Origin of the sequence: Nocardia sp. NPDC047648 (assembly GCF_040642815.1) — a bacterium.
GTDB lineage: Bacteria > Actinomycetota > Actinomycetes > Mycobacteriales > Mycobacteriaceae > Nocardia > Nocardia gamkensis.
Genome location: NZ_JBEYSX010000010.1, coordinates 277,156 through 297,865 on the forward strand (window position 1 = coordinate 277,156; position 20,710 = coordinate 297,865).

Here is a 20,710-nt window from a genome sequence, read left to right on the forward strand (position 1 = left end):
GGTCAGCCGCGTGCGACCGCCGGTCGCGGTCGCAGCGGCGCCGGCAGCCACGCCAGCAGCGGGTCCGGCATACGGTCGACGATCCCGCCGACGGGGTCGTCGACGAAGTCGCGCCGCACCAAGTCCTCCTCGGGGCGGTAGATCTGGCGCACGATCAGTGCGCACAGTCCGAGTACCGCCAGATCACGCAGGGCGACGGTGCCGGTGAACCACTGCTCGGGCAGGCCCTTGCGGTCCAAGCCGAGGTAGTAGAACATGCGCGGCACCCAGACCAGCGCGTCGATGGTCATCCAGGCCAGCAGGATGCGCCGGTGCGGCAACGCCAGGACGGCCAGCGGCACCAGCCACAGCGAATACTGCGGACTCCACACCTTGTTCGTCAGCAGGAACGCCGCGACCACGAGGAAACACAGCTGCGCCAGCCGCGGCCGCTGCGGCGCCGTGAGGCCGATGTAGGCGATCACCGCGCAGGCCGCGACGAACGCCAGCAGCGAGACGGCGTTCAGGATGGCGGGTTGCTCCCCGTGGGTCAGCACGCCGTCGAAGCCGGGCCAGCCGGTGAACGAGGAGATCACGTTGTAGATCGAGTCCGGGTCGGCATGCCGGGTGGTGTTGAGCCGGAAGAATTCCCGCCAGCCGTTCGGGAACAGCGCGGCGATCGGCAGGTTCACCGCCAGCCAGGTGGCCAGCGCGGCGCATACGGTGACGGACGCGGCGCCGAGGGGGCGGGCGCTGAGGAATTGGACGCGGTAGGGCGTCTCGCGCACCCACGCCAGGAAGGCGGCCCAGCTGTCGATATCGCGGATCCGCAGGCCGAGGTGCGTGCGCGGGGTGCGTTGCATCGTCTCGGTACGCAGGCACAGCACGACGATCGGACCGAGCAGCAGCAGGGGATACAGCTTGGCGGCGCCGCCCAGACCGAGCAGGATTCCCGCCAGCACGGGCTTGCGCCGGGCCCAGGCGAGCAGGCCGGTCGCGGCGAAGGCCGTCGCGAGCGCGTCGAAATTGGTGAACGCGTGCACGATCACCAACGGTGAACAGGCGATCAGCGCCGCATCCCAGATCCGGCGGCCCGACAGCAGCGCCGACGCCCAGACGGTGATCAACCAGGCCATCGCCAGACCGAACGCGACGACGTTGAAGTAGATCACCACCTGCAACGCGCCGGGCAGCGGTGCGGCGTCCCAGCTCTTCGCGATCCGCATCGAGAAGTACTGGTACAGGCCCGAGAGCACCGGATACTCCATGTATCGCGTCTCGCGCCCACCGTCGGGAGTCTGCTCGGTCCATTGCTTCTTGTACGGGAAGGCGCCTTCGTTCAGCCGTTCCGCGCCGTAGAGCGGAACGGTGTCCGAGTAACACATCGCCACGTACTGGCGGCCGTTGTTCCAGTCGAGGGTGGGGCCGTCCGCGCCATCGGTCTGCTGGAGGCATCCCGCCTTGCCGAACCAGCCGAGTGCCAGGAACACCACGGTGAACGCCAGCAGCACCCGCATGGGCGTCCAGAAGCGCACCCGCCCGATCAGCGCATGATCACCGACCGGCCCGCCGATCACCGTGGACAGTTGCGCGGCGAGGGAATCGTTGCGGCTCGGCCGGTCGCGCGCGTCCGCCGATCGCAGATCGGAGGCGAGCGGAGCGGGAGCGGCGTAGTACGCCCCACCGGGCACCATCTTCTGGTCCGACAGCGGCGCCCTCCCATTCCTCCGTGGCTCCACCAACTGCTGATCGGTCACGGAACCCGAGGCTACCCGGAGGGCGCCGCACGGTCCGGATCGACTCGTCTCCGGTCTCCTAGGCGTTGCCGCCCGCGCGTCGCACACTAAGCTGCGAGAGGTTGATTCTCTTCCTAGCTAATGGCGTAAGTGTTATGATTCCGATCGGTTGACGCGCAATGCTGACGCGTCTACTTCGAAACGGGGTGGGCATGTTCAAGAAATTATTTGTCTCGCTGACTGTCGCTGGAGCGGTGCTGGTCGGACTTGCCGGAAACGCCACCGCTGGGTATTCGTCCTACTCGGAGTGTCTGGGGTGGAAAGGTATTCCGGACAAGTGTGTGCAGATATCGGATGGAACGTATGTCGTCCTGCGGGGATACTATAAGTTCACTGAATGTCTGAGCTGGGCGGGTGTCAGGGAGAAGTGCTATCAGGACCCCAATGGTTTCTGGTACATCACTCCGGCTTGATTTCTGCCTCCGCGTCAGCCCTGGCCAGCGATCGCTGACCGGCCAGGGCTGTAACGGATCAGGTGGCTCGTCCGGTCGCCACCCGAGCGCAACATTCTGATCTGATTACTTCTCTTACCTTCGGTTGGGAAATACGCCGGGCAGAATTTATTTGCTCCGATGAGTGCGGTATTCCGATCGTGGAAAACCACTCTCGGTAGTGGCAGTTATACGTTGTCCGGGGCGCGGGTATGCATAGAACTGGCGATAGGGCTGTTTTACCGAGCGGCATGATCACGAAGAAAGTGTCGCCGAAGGTCGGTGAGTATCTGATCGCCCCGGAAGCAAGGTTGGCTATTGATTGGCTGACCTGAACGATTCGGCAGTCGACGAGTTCCAATTGGTCTTTCGCCGACTGCCGATCGATCGTGACTCCCGGGCTATCGGCCCCGGGTCGGGGGCGCCCCGGTCGTCCCTGCGTCGTTGCCGTTTCCGTTATTGCCCACGCGGGGTGCGTTCGTGGCTGTCGGCGAGGAACCGTCGGTCGGTGCGACCGGCTGGCCGGGCAGCGGGCCCGCGTCGGATTCGCGTTGCTGTTGCGGACGCTGCTGCTGCGGTGCGGGCTGGACGCCGGGCACCGGGATGGTGATGCCGGGCAGGATCTCCACCTGGGTCGGCGCGACCACGACCGGCGGAAGCAGGGGGGAGTCGACGGTGGTGGGCGGGGTGTAGGGCGCCGACCACTCGGGGACACCGGCCTGGCCCTTGATCGGGGCCGGCTTCGGGAACGTCTCGTTGCGGGTGCCCGACAGTGCGCCGTCCATGGTCGACTTCCAGATATCGGAAGGCAGACCCGAACCGTAGATCATGCCGCCGCTGTAGTTGCGCAGCGGAGAGTTGTCGACGCTGCCGACCCACACGGCGGTGGACAGCGAGGGGGTGTAGCCGACCATCCAGGCGTCCTTGTTCTCGCCCGTGTCGAGCAGCTGCGCGGTACCGGTCTTGGCTGCCGACTCGCGTCCGTTGGCCAGCCCGTGGTTGCGGGACCAGCCGGCGATCGGCTTCATCGCGGCGGTGACATTGTCGGCCACCGCGGCCGAGACGCGCTGCTCACCGGCCACTTCGCCGCGATCGAGCAGCACCTGGCCGTCGGCGGTCACCACCTTCGTCACGAAGTGCGGCGCGTGGTAGACGCCGGAGGCGGCGAGCGTCGCGTAGGCGGAGGCCATGTCCAGCGGCCGGGCTTGGTACTGACCGAGCACGATGCCGTTGTTCGGCCCGGAACCGTCCGACTCCGTCAGGGTCTTGCCCACACCCGGAATGGTGTCCGGGATGCCCAGCCGGTGACCCATGTCGGCGATCTTCTGCGGACCGTTCTGCATGTCCAGCTGCATCCGGTAGAAGCTGGTGTTCAGCGACCGCTTCAGCGCTTCGGCGATGGTGCACATGCCGCACTGCTCGCCTTCGACGTTGGTGATCTTGATGCCGTTCACCGTGAGTGGCGAGCTGTCGTACATCTGCGACAGCGGAATGCCCTGCTCCAGGTTGGCCGCGAGGCCGATGACCTTGAACGACGAACCGGTCTGCAGACCGGCGTTGGCGTAGTCGTAGCCCTGGCCGTCGCTGCCGCCGTAGTAGGCGCGCACCGCGCCGGTGTGCGGATCGATCGAGACCACCGCTGTGCGCAGCTGCTCCGGCTCGCCTTGCATCTTCGACGTGGCGGCGTCGACCGCCGCCTGCTGCGCCTTCGGGTCGATCGTGGTGGTGATCTGCAGTCCCGCGGTGTTCAGCTGCTGCTCGCTGATGCCCGCCGCCGCGAGTTCCTTGAGCACCTGGGTCTTGATCAGGCCTTCGGGGCCGGAGTCCTGCTCCTTGTCCTGGGTCGAGGCGAGGGACACGACCTGCGGGTACTGCAGGCTCTGCCGTTCGCCCGCGCTCAGGTTGCCCGCGGAGACCATGCCGTCGAGCACGTAGTTCCAGCGTGTCTTCGCGCCCTCCGGGTTCTTCTCCGGGTCCAGGCTGGAGGGCAGCTGGATGGTGGCGGCCAGCACCGCGCCCTCGGCGACGGTCAGTTCCTGCACGGGCTTGCCGAAGTAGGCCTTGGACGCCGCGTCGATGCCGTACGCGCCACGGCCGAAGTAGATGGTGTTCAGGTACGCCGCGAGGATCTCGTCCTTGCTCCACTGCCGCGCCATCTTGGCCGAGATGACCAGCTCGTGCATCTTGCGGGTCAGCGAGTGCTCGTCACCGACCAGCGCGTTCTTCACGTACTGCTGGGTGATCGTCGAACCACCGCCCGCGCTCTCCTTGCCGAGGACGTTGTCCCTGGCGGCACGCGCGAAGCCGGAGATCGAGAAGCCGGGGTTGGTATAGAAGTCCCGGTCCTCGGCGGCCATCACCGCGTTGCGGACGTGCGGCGGGATCTGCTCGATGGTGACGTCGGTCCGGTTGCCCTCCGGCGGCACCACTTTGCTGATCACCGTGTCACCGTCGGAGGCGAGGATGGTCGCCACCTGGTTGGTCTTCAGGTCTCCCGGCTGCGGCACCGACACCGTGGTGTACGCGGCGAGGAAGATGCCGCTGGGCAGCAGGATGGCCAACGCGATCAGGACGTAGAGGGTGCGCCGCACGATGCGCCACGGCGACTTCTTCTTCTGCGCCGGGCGCCTGCCCGGCCCGTCGGAGCCGTCACCGTTGCCGCCGCCACGGCGGGGCGGCGGACCCGACGGCGGGCCGCCCGCGGTCTGCCTGCGTTCGCCGGTGGAGGGTCCACTGCCCGGGACGCGACGTCCCTCACGGTCCACCGCCGGACGCGCGCCGGTGGCCGGTCGCGGGCCGGTGGAGGGGCCGCGACGGTCGCGGTCGGCCACCGCCTCGGTGAGCGAGCCCGGCCGCTGGATCCGCTGGGTCTGCTGCGGGGCGGAAGCGCCGCCGGCGGGCGCGCCGCGATTGGGCTGCGGCGGCCTGCCCGGCTGCGGCGGACGGCCACCCTGCGGCGGTCGTCCCTGCGGCGGGGGCCCCGGACGGCGCGGCGCCTGTGGGCCGCGTGGCTCACCGGGGATGGGACGCCCCCCGGGCGGCGGAACCGGCCGGGCGCCAGGCGGCGGGCCGGGACGGGGATTCTGGTACGGATTGGGACTTGGACGTGAACTCTGTGGAGGACGGCCGCCATGTGGCTCATCGCCGTAGGGGGAAGTCTCGTAGGGCGAATTCACTGACAAGATCTCCATAACTCGTAGCGGTCCAAGTGGCTATCAGCGGTAGTCGTCACCGCGGCGGACGCATGCCGGCTCCGCGAGTCACCCGACGGGCGAATGACCTGGCACTTCATTCGGCGGCGGTGCGCCGGTTCGCGCGTGTCCCGGTGCGGCGGCGTGGCGGCGCAGGCGTGGAACCGAGCACATAGGACTGCACCAGATGATTCCAGCTGCAGGTCCTGCATACCTCGACGACATGGACCGAGAACTCCTCGCGCGTCTCGGCGAGGCGCACGAGTTCCTCGGGTGTGCGAGCCGAACCGGCGACCGGCCCGAGGCCGTCGCCGAAGACCCAGGATACGAGGGTCAGTTGTTCCTTCCGGCAGATGGGGCATGTGACCTCACTCCCCCGACCGTGGAACTTCGCCGCACGTAAGAGGTAGGGATTCGCATCACACACCTCGGCGACATCGACTCGGCCCGCATAGACGTCAGCCAGCAGCGACCGGCGCCGGAGGGCGTAGTCGACAACTTGCCGCTGAATTCGCACGAGAACCAGAGTAGCGGTGTTGGAATCGGGCCGCCCCGGGCTGTGCGGATTGACCGGCTCCGGTGGGCGCCGGATCCGGCGCGTCGCGCCGTTATCCGGATTACGATCCGTCTGTGTCCTCCGCAGCATCCGGGCGCACGCGAGCGCGTGACCTCGACCGCGCCACCGCGTCCGGCCTGCTGGATGCCGCCTACGCCGAGGGCCAACTCGGCGCCGACGAGTACCACGACCGAATCGCGCAGGCCGCGGCGGCGAAAACGCTCGGCGAACTGGCCGCGCTCACCACGGATCTGCAAACCCCCGCCGCCGCGCGCGGGTTCACCGCGCAGCGCTCGTCGGGCACGCGAAAAGTGTTGCGCCGCTCGGCATCCGGAGGGAGTTATTCCGATCACACCCGGGCGCGCGATGCCGATCGCGCCACTACTCGCTCCCTGCTCGACTCCGCCCGCGCCGACGGCCAGCTGTCCGAAGAGGAGCACGACGCCCTCACCGAACTCGCCGCGGAGGCGCGCACCCTCGGCGATCTGAAGGATCTGGTCTCGGACTTGCAACGGGCCCGCGATCTCGCCCCCGCGCCGCGGCCGCCGCGTTCACGTCGCCGTCAGTGGTACGTGGGTGCGGTGACCGTGGCCGCGGTGCTGGCCGCCTGCGCCGGATATCTCGCGGTCACCCGGGAGGCGGAGGCACCGCGACCGGCGGCGCAGGCCCTGCCCGTGTTGGACCAAGGGGCGGTGCAGCCTTTGGTGATCCCCACGCCGAGCCCACACACCACCGAAGGAATCGCCACATTCCTACAGAATTACCAGCGGAAATTCGGCGACCTTCGAGTCGACGAGCTGTATATGCACGAAAATTACGCCACGCTCGTCCGGGCGGTGCCGGGCCAGGCGAACCGGAAGGTCTCCTACGACTACCGCGGTGGTTTCGCCCAGTCCGGGAGGATCGAGACGCGCAAGGCCGACACACCCTCGGTGGACCTGGGCACGTTGAACGCGGAGGCGATCGGCCGGGCGCTCGCCGACGCGGCCGCGATCACCCGGGTGCCGGGCGGCGCCGTGTCGCATTTCATGGTGCGAGCGGACGGCAACCGGGGCTCCGTCGAACCGACCGTCACCGTTTATGTGAACAACCCGGCCAGGGAGAACGGCTACTTCACGCTGACCCCGGCGGGCGAGATCCGCCTCGTCCGGCCGTTCGAGGGATAGGCGATGGCGACGACCCGATACAGCGGCATCCGCGCCCGCGACACCGACCGCGCCGATGTCTGCGGCCTGCTCGACGCCGCGCTGGCCGATGGCCAGCTCACCGCGAGCGAGCACGCCGCGCGGACCGCGGAGGCGATGCGAGCCAAATCCTTCGGCGAACTCGACGCGCTGATCGGGGATCTACAGATTCCGGGCGAACTCGCGAACGCCCCGGTGGTCCGCGTCGACCGCAGGCGGCCGCGGCGCTGGCTGGCGCCGGTCTACACGATCGCTGCCGCCCTGGTCGCCGGTGCGATGGTGGGCGCGATCAGTCGCTGCGGCATCGATCTGCCCGGGTCGTCGGAGAAGGTCCCCGATATGACCACCGGTGCGGGCCTGGCCTACTTCCTCGCGGAGTACCGGGCCGAGTTCGGCGACCTGATCGCCGACGATGTCACGCTGTACCCGAAGTACGCCATCGTGGACCGGCAGCAGCCCGGCAACGAAGCCCAGACCGGCGACTACCGCTACGACGGCGATTTCGGCACTTCGCGGACCTCCGAGCGCAGGACGGGGACGCGCACCTTCGACCTCGCCGCCGTCGACGTGCCCGCCATCGCCCGGCTGCTGGCCGGCGCGCGGCAGACGGTGCGGTGCCCGGACGGCGAGATCAGCCACGTCGGCCTCGAGTTCGACACACCCGACGCGGCCGATCGCGGTCCCGTGGCGAATATCTACGTGAAATGCAAAGGCGGCGCGACCGGGTACGCGAAGGTCACCTTCGCGGGCGAGCCGGTCGCGGTCTTCCCCGCCTCTCGCTGAAGCGACGCAACGCCCTTTCCCGGCCGCCGTCTGTGCACAGATGTATCGCTCCGATATAGTGGATAGTCGCATCCATCGGTTAGGTCTGTACAACAGTCAGGGGGTGAAGCCCGGTGCTCGAGCTGGCAATCCTCGGGCTGCTCCTCGAAGCGCCCATGCACGGCTACGAACTGCGCAAGCGGTTGACCGGCCTGCTCGGGGCGTTTCGTGCCTTCTCCTACGGATCCCTCTACCCGACGCTGCGCCGCATGCAGGCGGACGGGTTGATCGCCGAGGAGATCCCCGCGGGCGCGACGACCCGCCGTGCGCGACGGGTTTACCAACTGACTCCGGCCGGGCGGGAGCGGTTCAGCGAGTTGCTCGCCGACACCGGACCGCAGAACTACACCGACGACGGCTTCGGCGTTCATCTGGCCTTCTTCAGCCGCACCCCCGCGGAAGCGCGGATGCGGATCCTGGAGGGCAGGCGGCGTCAGGTCGAGGAGCGCCGAGAGGGGCTCCGGGAGGCGATCAAGAAGGCCAGCGGTTCGCTGGATCGCTACACCCGGCAGCTCCATCAACTCGGACTCGAATCAAGCGAGCGCGAAGTGCGCTGGCTCAACGAGTTGATTGCGGCGGAGCAATCGACGAAGGCGGCACCACAGAAAGAGGGAAATACCGGCCATGAGTGACATCGAGAAGGCTGACAACGCCACAGAGGTTCGCGTCGCCATCGTAGGTGTGGGAAACTGCGCCTCTTCGCTGGTCCAGGGCGTGCAGTACTACCGGGACGCGGACGAGTCCGCGACCGTTCCCGGTCTGATGCACGTGCGGTTCGGGCCCTACCACGTCCGCGACGTCAAGTTCGTCGCCGCGTTCGACGTGGACGCGAAGAAGGTCGGCTTCGACCTGGCCGAGGCCATCTTCGCCAGCGAGAACAACACCATCAAGATCTCCGACGTGCCGCCCAGCGACGTCGTCGTGCAGCGCGGTCCGACCCTCGACGGCATCGGCAAGTACTACGCGGAGACCATCGAGCTGTCCGAGGCCGAGCCGGTCGACGTGGTGCGGGTGCTGAAGGACAACAACGTCGACGTGCTGGTGTCCTACCTGCCGGTGGGTTCGGAGGAAGCCGACAAGTTCTACGCGCAGTGCGCGATCGACGCGGGTGTCGCGTTCGTCAACGCGCTGCCGGTGTTCATCGCCTCCGACCCGGTCTGGGCGGAGAAGTTCACGAAGGCCGGTGTCCCGATCGTCGGTGACGACATCAAGAGCCAGGTCGGCGCGACCATCACCCACCGCGTGATGGCCAAGCTGTTCGAAGATCGCGGCGTGCAGCTCGACCGCACCATGCAGCTCAACGTCGGCGGCAACATGGACTTCAAGAACATGCTCGAGCGTGAGCGCCTGGAGTCGAAGAAGATCTCCAAGACCCAGGCCGTCACCAGCAACCTCAAGAAGGAGCTCGGCGCCAACGACGTGCACATCGGCCCGTCCGATCACGTGGGCTGGCTCGACGACCGCAAGTGGGCCTACGTCCGCCTGGAGGGCCGCGCCTTCGGTGACGTGCCGCTGAACCTGGAGTACAAGCTCGAGGTGTGGGACTCGCCGAACTCCGCAGGCATCATCATCGACGCGGTGCGCGCGGCGAAGATCGCCAAGGACCGCGGCATCGGCGGACCGGTCATCCCGGCCTCGGCCTACCTGATGAAGTCCCCGCCGCAGCAGCTGGCCGACGACATCGCGCGCACCCAGCTGGAAGCTTTCATCATCGGCGCGGAGTAATTCGGCAGACCGACGCAAGCCGGCCGGAGGCGATGCCTCCGGCCGGCTGCGTTGGTACGACGTCCGCGCTAGTCCAGGGAGACGTAGACCTCCACCGACGCCGGGCCGGTGTAGCGCTCCACCTCGGCGGTGTGGGAGCGGGTGATGGTTCCCGCGTTCTCGGCCTTCGCCACCTGCGCCCAGGCGGTGCGCAGCAGGTCGTAGGGCTTGTCGGCGACGACGAATTTGGCGTAGCGGCCCTGCGGGACGATGGTGAGCACATCGCCGGGGTCCAACTCGTCCATCCCGCCGATCTCGTAGCCGAGCACCGCGACGGCGTGATCGTTCTGGCCGATGTAGGCGGCCACCCGCGGCACGGTCTTCTCCCGCGCCAGATACCGGTCCCACGTGAAGTTCACCAGGTCGAGGTCACGCGCGGTCACCTCACGGCCGGCCAGCGGCACGGTCAGGCCGGCGACCATGCTCTGCGGCAAAGTGACGATCTCGAAGTCCACTGTCTGTTCCTACCCGTTGCCCTGATCGTCTGCCAATGCCACGAAGACTTCCACCGTTCGCGCGTCCGGATAGTGTTCCCAGTCGCCGGTATAGGCGCGTAGGAGCCGCCCCGCGGCCTCCGCGTCCCAGACCGCTCGCCAGATGCTCACAATGGTGTCGCCGAGATTGTCGCCGCTGGCGATGAACCGGGCGAAGCGCCCGGCGGGCACCCGGGCGAGCACGTCGCCGGGCTGCAGGTCGGCCAAGCTGTGGCAGCGGTAGCCGACGATATGGGTCAGGTACGAATTGATCTCCGGCGCGTGGTCGACGTACGCCGTGGTGGGCGGTCCGGGCAGCTTGCGAGCCAGGTTGCGCTTCCACGCCTCTTCGACTTTCGCGCGGCGCGGCCCCTCGACCGCGAGCGCGGGGCTGCGAAGCACTGTTCCCGCCACCAGCGTCTCGGGTTGGTCAACGACATTGAAATCCACCGGCGTAGCCCCTATGTCTCGTCTGTCTTCAATTGGCGTCGCTCCCGGTGCCCTCCATGGTGCGCAGGCTACCGCCTCCGGGCCCGCCGCTCGCGCCGCGCTGTCGTCGCTCGAGCGCATATCCTTCCGCATCGTTTCCGCGGTTTCGGCGTCGGCCCGTTCCGACGCACTCGCTGTTCGCTCTCACTCTGGCAAACGATGCTGCCATGTCATGCGTTCCGCCGGGCCACGGAAGGTCACAGCATCATCGCTATCCAGGAACCGGAATGCTCAGGCCCGGGAAAATCTCCACCTCCCTGGGCGGTTGCGGGCTGGACGGGATGATCACGGCGGGTTCGCGCTGCGGTGACTGCTGCGGCGGATTGAGGATGTCGTAGGGGCCGCCCGAGGGAGGCTTGTTCTGATTCGGCCGGTCCGGGGCCTGCGTCCCCGGGAACTGTTCGATGGGCGTGCCGTCGAGCGCGTCGTCCATCACCTGTTTCCAGATGTCGGCGGGCAGGCCGGAGCCGTAGATGTCGGCGCCGCGCGCGGTGCGGATCGGCTGGGACTGCTCGGTTCCGATCCATACCGCCGTGGACAGCGACGGGGTGAACCCGATCATCCACGCGTCCTTGTTCAGATCGCTCGTACCGAGTTGCGTGGTACCGGTTTTGGCGGCCGAGGGACGGTTGTTCTTCAGCGCGTGCCCGTTGGAGTAGGCAGCGATCGGGAGCATCGCCTCGGTGGTGTTCTCCGCGATCCTGCGGGGGATGCTCTGCTTGCCCTCGGGCAGTTGTTCACCGACCTGCTGGTCCGGGCCGCGATCCAGGAGCACCCGCCCGTCACCGGTCACCACGCGCTGTACGAAATAGGGCCGGTGATAGACGCCCGACGCGCCGATCGTGGCGTACGCCGAGGCCATGTCGATAGGCCGGACCGAATATTGCCCGAGGACGATCCCGTTCAGCGGTCGCCCCCCGTCCTCGGTGAGGGTCTTGCCCGGTACGCCCGGCAGTTCCTCCGGTATGCCCGCCGCGTGCGCCGCGTCCGCGATCGCCTGCGGGCCGTCGAACATCGTCATGGTCAATCGGTAATAGCTGGTGTTGAGCGAGCGCTTCAGCGCCTCCGCCATGGTGCACTTGCCGCACGATTCGCCGTCCACGTTGGTGATCCGGGTACCGCGGTCGGTGACGGGGGAGCTGTCCAACACGCGGGACAGCGGAATGCTCTGCTGCTGCGCGGCGATCGCCGCGAAGACTTTGAACGCCGATCCGGTCTGCAACGGCGCCTGGGCGAAATCGAAGCCGATACCGTCGTAGCCGCCGAAGTACGCGCGTACCGCGCCGGAGCGCGGGTCGATCGACACCACCGCGGCGCGCAGTTCCGGCGGCTGCGCACCGAGCCGGTCGCGCACCGCGCCCAGGACCGCCTGCTGCGCCCTGGTGTCGATGGTGGTGGTGATCTGCAACGCGCCCTTGTTCAAGTCGCGCTCACTGATGCCGGAGTCGCGCAGTTCGCGCACCACCTGGTTGCGGATCAGGCCCTCGGGGCCGCGGGTCACATTGTCATCCGGGATCTGGGTGAGTGGGATGATCGGCGGAAAGACGGTCGCGTCGCGGTCGCCCGGCGCCAGCGCGCCCATCTCCACCATTCCGTCGAGCACGTAGCGCCAGCGCGCTTTGAGGTCCGCGAGGTGGGTTTCCGGGTCGAGGATCGATGGCGTCCGGATCAGCGCCGCGAGCACCGCGCCCTCCGCGAGGGTCAGCTGGTCGACCTGTTTGTCGAAGTAGACCTTGGCCGCCGCGGCGATGCCGTAGGACCCGCGGCCGTAGTAGATGGTGTTGAGGTACGCCGCGAGGATGTCGTCTTTACTCCACTGCCGCGCCATCTTCGCCGCGATGATCAGTTCGCGCATCTTGCGGGTGACGGTGCGCTCGGAGCCGAGGAACGCGTTCTTGACGTATTGCTGGGTGATCGTGGAGCCGCCACCCGCGTTGTCCTTGCCGAGCAGGTTGTCCCGTGCGGCACGCAGGAAGCCGGAAGTCGAATAACCGGGATTGGTGTAGAAATTGCGGTCCTCCGCCGACAGCACCGCGTCGCGTACCGGCCGTGGCACATCGGACAACGGGACCGGCGTCCGGTTTCCGTCCGGCGGAACGATTTTCGCGAGCACGGTGCTGCTGTCGGAGGCGAAGATGGTCGCGATCTGATTCGTCTGCACCGCATTCGGATCCGGGATCTCGGCGCTCCAGTACGCCAGGACGGACAGCAGCGCGGGCACCACGCCGAAGAGGATGAACAAGGCCAGCAGCAGGCGACGGATACGTTCGGCTCTACTGCGCGGCGGGCGATCCTGCTGCGCAGGACGCGGGGTGGGCGGCCGTGTTTTCCGTCGGGCCGCCGCGCGTTCGCGACGCTCGCGTGCGTTCCGCTTCGCCGCGTCCGGCCGCTGCGTCCAGCCCGCGATCGAGGCATACGGTGCGGTCGGGGGAGCCCCCTTGGCGCCGCGTCCACGTCCTCGCGGTTTGCGGAACGAGCTCACGATCATCTCCTCCCGGAGCGCCGGACGAACTCACCTGCACGAACGAACGGAAAAGAGCGTCGAAAGCCAGAGTTTACCGTGTTCTCTCACAAGCGGCTTTCCACTTTCCGGCCCGTCCGCACGCGAGGTTCAGCTCTTCACGCCGCCCGCGGTCAGGCCGGAGATGATGCGGCGCTGGAAGAGCAGGACCATGACGACCAGCGGGATGGTGACGATGGTGCCTGCCGCCATGATCGCCGCGTACGGCTGGACCAGCGGGTTGTTGCCGGAGAAGCGGGCGATCGCGACGGTGACCGGTTCGGTTTTGTCGCTGGAAAGCAAACGCGCGAGCAGGTATTCGTTGACCGCGGCGATGAACGCGAGGATCGCGGTGGTGAACACGGCGGGAGCGGCCAAGGGCAGCATCACCAGGCGGAACGCCTGCAACTTGGTGGCGCCGTCGATCCGGGCGGCTTCTTCGAGTTCCCACGGCAGTTCGGCGAAGAAGGACGCGAGGATGTAGACCGTCATCGGCAGCACAAACGAGATGTTCGGGATGATCATCGCCTGGTATTCGCCGATCCAGCCGAGGTTGGTGAACAGCTGGAACAGCGGGGTCACCAGCACGACCACCGGGAACATCGAGGCGCTGAGGATCAGGCCGGACACCACGTACTTGCCGTGGAAGGTGAGCCGTGCCAGCGCGTACGCGGCGAGCACGCCGATCACCAGCGCGATCGCCGTCGTGATGGAGCCGATGACGATGCTGTTGACCAGCGCCTTGCCGAAATTGTTGCCGCGGCTGGTGTCGAACGCGTTGCGGAAGTTCTCCAGCGTGACGTGCGTCGGCCACGGCGTGTTGTCGAAGGTGTAGTCGGGGTCGCGGAACGCGGTGACCGCCATCCAGTAGAACGGCGCGAGACCCCAGACCAGCACGATCAGCGCGCCCAGGTACAGGCGTACCGAACCGAGTCGTTTGGTCCACGGAACCGGCCGCGCGGCGGACTTGTCGGTCGCCGGTTTTTGCGCCGTCTGCACGGACATCAGTGCGCCTCCCGCTGTTCTTCCTGGGTGCGAACCGCGTTCGCGCCGAGGATCTTCACCAGCACGAACGCCACTGCGAAGATCAAAAGGAAGGTGATCGTGGACAACGCGGCCGCGCTGTTGGGGCCTTGCCGGACCTGATCGACCACCAGGATCGACACCGTGCGGGTGGACGGGTTGCCCAGCGTCATGATCGCGGGCAGGTCGTACATCCGCAGGGCGTCCATGGTCCGGAACAGCACCGCGACCAGCAGGGCGGGCTTCAACAGGGGCAGGGTGATCTGGGTGAACCGCTGCCAGGCCGACGCGCCGTCGACGCGAGCCGCCTCGTACACATCGGCTGGAATCACTTGCAGTCCGGCCAGCAGCAGCAGCGCCATGAACGGCGTGGTCTTCCAGACGTCGGCCGCGATCACCGCGAACCGGGCGGGCCACGCGTCGGAGGTCCACAGGATGTGCGTGCCGAGCACGCGGTTCACCACGCCGTCGTACTGGAACATGAACTCCCACAACCGCGCGGTGACGGCGGTGGGGATGGCCCACGGAATCAGCACGGCCGCGCGCAGCAGCGCCCTGCCGCGGAAGGTCTTGCCCATCACCATGGCCATGCCGAGGCCGAGCGTCGCTTCGAGCGCGACGGTGACGACCGTGAAGAACAGGGTGACCCCGACGGCCACCCAGAATTGCGAGCCGAGGTTGCCCGTCGGGCAGGCCACCGTCTCGCCGGTGGCGACCTGGCACTGCTGCAGCAGCCAGTGCGTGTAGTTCGCGAACCCGGCGTTGCCGCCCTCGACGAACATGCCGGTCGCCGGGTCGAGGCCGGGGTCCTTCTGGAAGGACATCCACAGCGCCCGGATCACGGGATACCCGATGACGACCGCCAGCGCGATCAGCACGGGCGTGACGAACACCCAGGCTTTCCCGGATCGTCGCAATTCCAGGGCCGTCCTGGCGGCGAAGCCGCGCCCGGCCGGAACGACCTCGTCGTCTTTCGGCACGCTAGTCGCCGTTCCCGAAGGATCCGACACCGTTTCTCTCCTGCGGGTTCGTCGGGTCCGTTGCGCTCAACCGCTCACGATCCGGCGGTTTCGATGCCCTTTTGCATCCCGGTGATCGCGTCGTCGACGGACTTGGTTCCGTTCAACGCAGCATAAGCGTTGTCCTGGATGGCCTTGCTCACCGCGGGATAAAACGGTGTCACCGGGCGCGGCACCGCGCTGGAGATGGAGTCCTTGAGCGCGGGCAGGTACGGCATCTTCGCGATCAGCGCCGGGTCGTCGTACATGGACGCACGCACCGAGGGCAGTGCACCCGCCGCGACGATGTGCTGGGCGTCCTCGCTGATCAGGAAGCGCAGGAAGTCCAGCGCGGTGGCCTTGTTCTTGGAGTACGCGCTGATCGCCGCGTTGTAGCCGCCGAGGGTGGAGGCGCCGACGCCGTTCTCTCCGGGCAGCGGGGCCACCGCGAACTTGTCCTTCACCGCGGAGGCCTCGCCGCCGACGTCACCGAAGGTGGACGGCCACGAGCGCAGGAACATCAGCTTGCCCTGCGCGAAGGCGTTGCTGGACTCCGGCTCCTTGAAGGTGATGGCCTCTTTGGGGATGTCGCCGTTGTTGTACGCGTCGACCAGGACCTTCAGACCGGCGCGGGACTGCGCGCTGTTCACCGTGGGGGTCTTGCCGTCGGCGCCGACGAAGCTGCCGCCATAGGCGTTGATCACCTCGGCCGCGTTCACGGTCAGGCCCTCGTAGGGCGCGAACTGGCCCGCGTAGCAACCGATGTTCTGCTGGCGCGCGATGGGGCACTGGGCGAGCAGTTCGTTCCAGGTCTTGGGCGGGTTCGCCACCAAGTCCTTGCGGTAGAACAGCAGGCCGCCGTTGGTGTTGCGGGGCGCGGCGTAGAGCGTGTTGTTATAGGTGGCGCTGGCGACCGGCGGGGAGAGCAGCGCGCTGGTGTCGATGGTGAAGGAGTCCTTCAGCGGCTGGATCCAGCCCTTGGCGGCGAACTCGGCGGTCCACGGCACGTCCAAGGCGACCACGTCGTAGTTGGACTGCTTGGACCGCATGTGCTCGACCAGGTCGTCGTACTGCTGCGAGGCGTCGTTCGACTGTTCCTTGAACGTCACCGGCTCGTCCGGGTGCGCGGCGTTCCAGCGCTCGATCAGCTGCTTGACCGCGCCGGTCTCCGTCGTGTCCTTGCCCTCGACATAGGTGATCGGACCGCGACCGGTGAGGTTCTGGCTGGTCGGACTGCCGCCGCTGTCGCTGGAGCAGGCGCTGGTGAACGTCGCGGTCAGCAGCCCGACCGAGGCGACCGCCACCGCGGCTCGCGGCACCAGCGACGAACGTAGGGACGACACCTTCTTCACAGCCATCGCAAACACTCCAGGATCATTCGTGAGCGGCAGCACACCCTGCCGGTGCACAAGGCAAGATACATGGTGTCGATCCGGAGTGCGGGACAGTGGCGGTAAGTCTCTCGCTAGGCTGGGGCGCGATGACTTCGCCGAACGCGGTTCCCGATCGGATGCTCACGCGCATCGGTGGGCTGCTGCGCAAGGCCGAGGCCACCGACAACGAGCACGAGGCCGAAGCGTTTCTGGCCGCGGCTCAGCGCCTGGCCACGAAATCGTCCATCGACCTCGCGGTGGCGCGGGCGCACATCGCGGGACGCGAGCGCAGGCCCACTCCGGTGCAGCGGGTCATTCCGATCGGTGAGCCGGGCAAGCGCGGGTTGCGGACTTACGTCCAGTTGTTCGTCGCGATCGCGGCGGCGAACGACGTGCGCTGCGATGTCGCCCGTACTTCGACGCAGGTCTACGCGTATGGATTCGACTCCGACATCGATACCTGCGAGGCGCTCTACGCCAGCCTGCTCGTGCAGATGGTGCGCGCGTCCGACCAGTACATCAAGTCGGGCGCCTACAAATCGGCCACCGTCGAGAAGATCGTGGTGGAGAAGCGATGGGGTCGTCCGGTCCGGCGCCGGGTGCAGGCGCCGGTCGCGGGTGTGACGGCACGGCTGAACTTCCAGATGGCGTTCGCCGCGCGGATCGGGCGGCGGCTGACCGAGGTGAAGGCCGAGGTCGAAGCGGAGGTGTTGCCACGGGAAGCCGAGGCCACCGGCACGGCGCTGGCATTGCGCGCCAAAGAGATCGAACTCACAGACTTCTACGCCAAGACGTCGGAGGCGCGCGGCACCTGGCGCGGGCCGCAGGCGTCGGCGGGGCATTCGGCGGCGGCGCGGGCGGCGGGGGATCGCGCGGGCCGGGCCGCACGGATCGGCACCTCGCCCGAACTCCCGGCTGCCCGGCGGAAGTTGAGTTCCCCCGAGGGCGGTTGAGCGGCGTGCACAACATCGGGCGTGCGGGCGGGCGTCGCCGCGCGCGATCGTCGGAGGCATCGGAGGCATCGGAGGCATCGGAGGCATCGGAGGCATCGGAGGCATCGGCGGGTTTCGGTAACCGGCTGGTGCCCGTTGTCGCGAGATCGGCTTGGCGACCATGACGGTGCGCGACAGCCAGCGCGCCAAGGTATACGACGCCGAGCAGTTGGTACGCGGGGTCTTCGATCGCGCCGACGAGCACGGTGCGCGCACCGTCGAACTCTACGGTTCGCAGCTCACCTTGCCGATCGAGCGACGCTTCGCCTCGGTGGAATCCGTGCAGAGCTATGCGGACAAGGTGCTGGCCCTCAATTGGATACGGGCGCGATGGGACCGGGCCGCCGTGGCGGTGCGCGTCCGCTCGCGGGCCGGGACCACCGCCGCGCATTACGAGGCGGCCGGGAACGTGTTAGCGGTTCCGCTGCACACCGGCGGCACCGCTTGGGCGCTGCGGGAACTGGTGATCCTGCACGAACTGGCGCATCACCTGGAGTCAGCCCCGGAGTCGGTGGCCGCGCACGGTCCGGAGTTCTGCGACCGCTATGTGGAACTGGTCGACGGCGTTATCGGTCCTGAGGCGGCGTTGCTCTTGCGGACGACAATGCTCGGCTGCGGGGCACGGATCGGGTAAGGCCGCCGTTCAGCGGAAGACCACTCGGTGGTGCCCTGCTGGGCGGGCAGAGAACTCGCGTGCACGATGCGCGGTAGGCCAGTGGTTTCGCGCGTTCATGTGGGCGGGGCCTGGTGGACCAGGGCGCTGACGCGGGCCAGCCGCTCCTGCCACCACGCGGTGCGGTCGGCATCGGGATGTCGATGGCTTTCCATCAGCTGCGGATCCGGCTCGGGTGGGGTGCGCAGGACGGGGAGATAACCGTCCGAGGCGCGCAGCGCGCCCGGCGTCACATCGCCGGTGAGCAGGCTCAAAGTGCCGAGACCACAGGCGAAGTCGAGTTCCGGCAGCGCGCCGGCCAGCGCCAGTTGCGCGGCGAGGCCGACACTGGTCTCGAGCGCGGAGGAGACCACACACGGCAGTCCCGCCGCCTCCGCCACTTGCAGGGCGCGCCGGACGCCGCCGAGCGGTGTGCATTTGAGGACGGCGATGTCGGCGGCCCCGGCGACCGCGACCCGCAGCGGGTCTTCGGCGCGGCGGATGGATTCGTCGGCGGCGATGCGGACGTCGACGCGGCGGCGCACCGCGGCGAGTTCCTCGATCGTCCGGCAGGGCTGTTCGACATATTCCAGGCCCCCCGCGGCCTTATCGATCCGCTGGATGTGGCGCACGGCGGTGTCGACATCCCAGACCGCGTTCGCGTCGACCCGGATCGCGCCGTTGCGGCCGAGCGCGTCGCGTACCGCCTCCACCCTGGCGAGATCCTCGGGGAGCGAGTCGGGGTGGTCGGCGACCTTCACCTTGGCGGTGCGGCAGCCGGACCGGCCCACGATCGCGTGCGCCTGCTCCGGGTCCACGGCGGGGACGGTGCAATTGATCGGAATGCGATCGCGCACCGGCTCGGGCCAGCCCGTCGTGACCTGTTCCAGTGCGGTGGCCAGCCAGGCGGCGGCCTCGCGGTCGTCGTATTCGGGGAATGGACAGAACTCGCCCCACCCGAGCGGTCCGTGGATCAGCATTCCCTCGCGCACCGTGATGCCACGGAAACGGGTGCGCATCGGAATGGCGTAGACGATGTTCTGCGCTGCGGAGTCGCTCATCGCCGCCCAGCTTATTCGGCCGCCGCCGCGGATCGGGGATTGCGCACGCGGACTCGAGTAGTTTCCCGGAGTCGCCCGCGCGACCGACGCGGGATCGTTGGCGTCATGATCCGGACCGGTACCCCGCAGCCCTGGCCGCCCTACGGCATGCCGCAGGGGCCCGCACGTCCGCCCGCCGGGCAGCGGGCGGTGCGGACCTGGGACGTCGTGCTCGCCGTCGTGCTGTACTGCGTCGCGGCGGTCCTCGGCCTCGCCGCGGCCTACTTCACCGTCTTCTTCGCCTTCGCCACCGATCCGTGCGGGCCGGACAACTGCCGCACCGACTACCTGGGCTGGGCCTTCGTGGTGTCCTGGGGCGGCACCGCGTTCGCGATCGTCGGCGTGACCGGGATGCTCATTCTGGCCGCGGTGAAGCGCTGGTACATGTGGTACTGGCCGGTGCTTGCGATCGTGCTGATCGTCGCCTCGTTCGGCGGCGGCCTCGCCCTGGCGTCCCGGGTCTACCCGGGAAACTGAACCGCCGAGATGCCGGGTGGCGGTGCGCCGCTGCGCGCCACCTGTCGCTGTTGCATGTCCTTTCCTCCCTCCCCCGGATGGTCAGTGGAGCTGTCGTTCGGGGTAGTCGGTCATCCCCAGTACTCGCCGCGCTTCTTTCGCTCCTCCACTTCGGCCAGGTACGCGGCTTCACGGTCGGTGCCTAGTGCGTCTTCGTCGCCGAATCGGTCGCGCAAGTGGATTCGCTGATCTTCCGGTACTGCGTTGCGGCGCGCCCTGGCCGCCTCGAATCCCGCTTTGATCTTCGCCAGCTCTTCGTCTGAAATATCGTCGTCATACGGGTATTCACCGGGTGCGTAAAAGATTTTTCCATCGATCTTTTTCGGCATTTCGCTATTTCCTTTCTACGGCCTTGGCATTTCGCGCATTTGAATTATAATACGCCCCGTCTCCGGGTCGGGGAATTTGTCGACCACACGAAACGGAGTGTCAGTTTTGAACACGACTTCAAGTTCTTCGGGAACGCTCGAATGGTGGCCGATGTAGCGACCGTCTATCGACCATATCTCCATTTCGACCGTGCGGTCCTTCGCCGCTGCGGAGGTGGCGGATGCGGAGGTGAACGGAGGTTCGACAATCGTGGAACCCGGCTCATACTGTGCCAGTTGTTCGGGTGTGAGGTCGACGCGCCGGGTGACTTGTCCTTCGTAGACGGGGCACTTATCCAATGCGGCATTCATGGCATCACGCTCGGCTATCTGCGCGGGTGTCAGATTGTCGCCGGATCGGATAGCGGTGTTGAGTGGTGCGCTGTCGCCGGTGTAGCGGCCGATCGTGTCGATATCCGCCCGTGGTAGGTCAACCTTAGGAATGCCTTCGGGATGCTCGATCTTGGGTAACTCGACCGGATCCTTTTTCGGCGGCCCGACCG

18 protein-coding genes and 1 pseudogene are annotated in these 20,710 nt (G+C 67.6%); 7 read left to right on the plus strand and 12 right to left on the minus strand.

The window, feature by feature from the left end:
- Positions 1-2 precede the first annotated feature (2 nt).
- From ABZ803_RS22295 to ABZ803_RS22305, 3 genes are all read right to left on the minus strand, one after another.
- Positions 3-1,673 carry a glycosyltransferase 87 family protein gene (locus ABZ803_RS22295; RefSeq protein WP_357041360.1) on the minus strand — a complete coding sequence of 557 codons (1,671 nt, stop codon included), beginning with the start codon at positions 1,671-1,673 and terminating at the stop codon, positions 3-5.
- A gap of 934 nt (positions 1,674-2,607) precedes the next feature.
- Positions 2,608-4,800 (minus strand): transglycosylase domain-containing protein, encoded by a 2,193-nt coding sequence (locus ABZ803_RS22300; protein ID WP_357041363.1) that lies wholly within the window; start codon positions 4,798-4,800, stop codon positions 2,608-2,610.
- Positions 4,801-5,494: 694 nt separating this feature from the next.
- Positions 5,495-5,914 carry a DUF5318 domain-containing protein gene (locus tag ABZ803_RS22305; protein ID WP_040871200.1) on the minus strand — a complete coding sequence of 140 codons (420 nt, stop codon included), beginning with the start codon at positions 5,912-5,914 and terminating at the stop codon, positions 5,495-5,497.
- A gap of 113 nt (positions 5,915-6,027) precedes the next feature.
- Here ABZ803_RS22305 and ABZ803_RS22310 point away from each other — a divergent pair, with 113 nt between their 5' ends.
- The 4 genes from ABZ803_RS22310 to ABZ803_RS22325 all read left to right on the plus strand — a co-directional run bounded on the left by ABZ803_RS22310 (position 6,028) and on the right by ABZ803_RS22325 (position 9,684).
- Positions 6,028-7,119, plus strand: coding sequence for a DUF1707 domain-containing protein (locus ABZ803_RS22310; protein ID WP_357041285.1), 1,092 nt, complete (start codon positions 6,028-6,030; stop codon positions 7,117-7,119).
- Positions 7,120-7,122: 3 nt separating this feature from the next.
- On the plus strand, positions 7,123-7,920 hold the full coding sequence (locus ABZ803_RS22315; protein WP_357041288.1) for a DUF1707 domain-containing protein: 798 nt from the start codon (positions 7,123-7,125) through the stop codon (positions 7,918-7,920).
- 113 nt (positions 7,921-8,033) lie between these two features.
- Positions 8,034-8,591, plus strand: coding sequence for a PadR family transcriptional regulator (locus tag ABZ803_RS22320; protein ID WP_040871180.1), 558 nt, complete (start codon positions 8,034-8,036; stop codon positions 8,589-8,591).
- Complete coding sequence (locus tag ABZ803_RS22325; RefSeq protein ID WP_040871179.1) at positions 8,584-9,684, plus strand: inositol-3-phosphate synthase; 1,101 nt, start codon at positions 8,584-8,586, stop codon at positions 9,682-9,684. Before ABZ803_RS22320 ends, ABZ803_RS22325 begins: the two co-directional genes overlap by 8 nt.
- 68 nt (positions 9,685-9,752) lie before the next feature.
- Here ABZ803_RS22325 and ABZ803_RS22330 read toward each other — a convergent pair whose 3' ends face one another.
- The 6 genes from ABZ803_RS22330 to ABZ803_RS22355 form a co-directional block, all read right to left on the minus strand.
- Positions 9,753-10,178, minus strand: coding sequence for a GyrI-like domain-containing protein (locus tag ABZ803_RS22330; RefSeq protein WP_040871177.1), 426 nt, complete (start codon positions 10,176-10,178; stop codon positions 9,753-9,755).
- Between the two features lie 9 nt (positions 10,179-10,187).
- Positions 10,188-10,646, minus strand: coding sequence for a GyrI-like domain-containing protein (locus tag ABZ803_RS22335; protein WP_040871176.1), 459 nt, complete (start codon positions 10,644-10,646; stop codon positions 10,188-10,190).
- Between the two features lie 250 nt (positions 10,647-10,896).
- A complete protein-coding gene (locus ABZ803_RS22340) occupies positions 10,897-13,173 on the minus strand; it encodes a transglycosylase domain-containing protein (protein ID WP_357041293.1) in 2,277 nt (758 codons plus the stop codon).
- Between the two features lie 123 nt (positions 13,174-13,296).
- Positions 13,297-14,190: a carbohydrate ABC transporter permease gene (locus ABZ803_RS22345; RefSeq protein ID WP_357041296.1), complete on the minus strand. Its 894-nt coding sequence runs from the start codon at positions 14,188-14,190 to the stop codon at positions 13,297-13,299.
- On the minus strand, positions 14,190-15,131 hold the full coding sequence (locus ABZ803_RS22350; RefSeq protein WP_357041366.1) for a sugar ABC transporter permease: 942 nt from the start codon (positions 15,129-15,131) through the stop codon (positions 14,190-14,192). The genes ABZ803_RS22345 and ABZ803_RS22350 overlap by 1 nt, the downstream gene beginning before the upstream one ends.
- Before the next feature lie 131 nt (positions 15,132-15,262).
- Positions 15,263-16,564 (minus strand): ABC transporter substrate-binding protein, encoded by a 1,302-nt coding sequence (locus ABZ803_RS22355; RefSeq protein ID WP_062975824.1) that lies wholly within the window; start codon positions 16,562-16,564, stop codon positions 15,263-15,265.
- Positions 16,565-16,686: 122 nt separating this feature from the next.
- On the opposite strand from ABZ803_RS22355, the gene ABZ803_RS22360 reads away from it, so the two are divergent.
- Both ABZ803_RS22360 and ABZ803_RS22365 read left to right on the plus strand, forming a co-directional pair.
- On the plus strand, positions 16,687-17,532 hold the full coding sequence (locus tag ABZ803_RS22360; RefSeq protein WP_357041299.1) for a DUF2786 domain-containing protein: 846 nt from the start codon (positions 16,687-16,689) through the stop codon (positions 17,530-17,532).
- 160 nt (positions 17,533-17,692) lie between these two features.
- Positions 17,693-18,205, plus strand: a complete 513-nt coding sequence (locus ABZ803_RS22365) for a TIGR04338 family metallohydrolase (RefSeq protein WP_357041369.1) — start codon at positions 17,693-17,695, stop codon at positions 18,203-18,205.
- 95 nt (positions 18,206-18,300) lie between these two features.
- On the opposite strand, the gene ABZ803_RS22370 is transcribed toward ABZ803_RS22365, so the two are convergent.
- Positions 18,301-19,284, minus strand: a complete 984-nt coding sequence (locus ABZ803_RS22370; protein WP_357041302.1) for an o-succinylbenzoate synthase — start codon at positions 19,282-19,284, stop codon at positions 18,301-18,303.
- Positions 19,285-19,389: 105 nt separating this feature from the next.
- Between ABZ803_RS22370 and ABZ803_RS22375 the strand changes: the two genes are divergently transcribed.
- Positions 19,390-19,800, plus strand: coding sequence for a hypothetical protein (locus ABZ803_RS22375; protein ID WP_357041305.1), 411 nt, complete (start codon positions 19,390-19,392; stop codon positions 19,798-19,800).
- A 110-nt stretch (positions 19,801-19,910) separates the two neighbouring features.
- Here ABZ803_RS22375 and ABZ803_RS22380 read toward each other — a convergent pair whose 3' ends face one another.
- The gene (locus tag ABZ803_RS22380; protein WP_357041308.1) at positions 19,911-20,168 is read right to left on the minus strand and encodes a hypothetical protein; all 258 of its coding nucleotides are present in this window, start codon (positions 20,166-20,168) and stop codon (positions 19,911-19,913) included.
- A 15-nt stretch (positions 20,169-20,183) separates the two neighbouring features.
- Positions 20,184-20,710 (minus strand): annotated as a pseudogene (locus ABZ803_RS22385) (hypothetical protein); the annotation flags it as partial.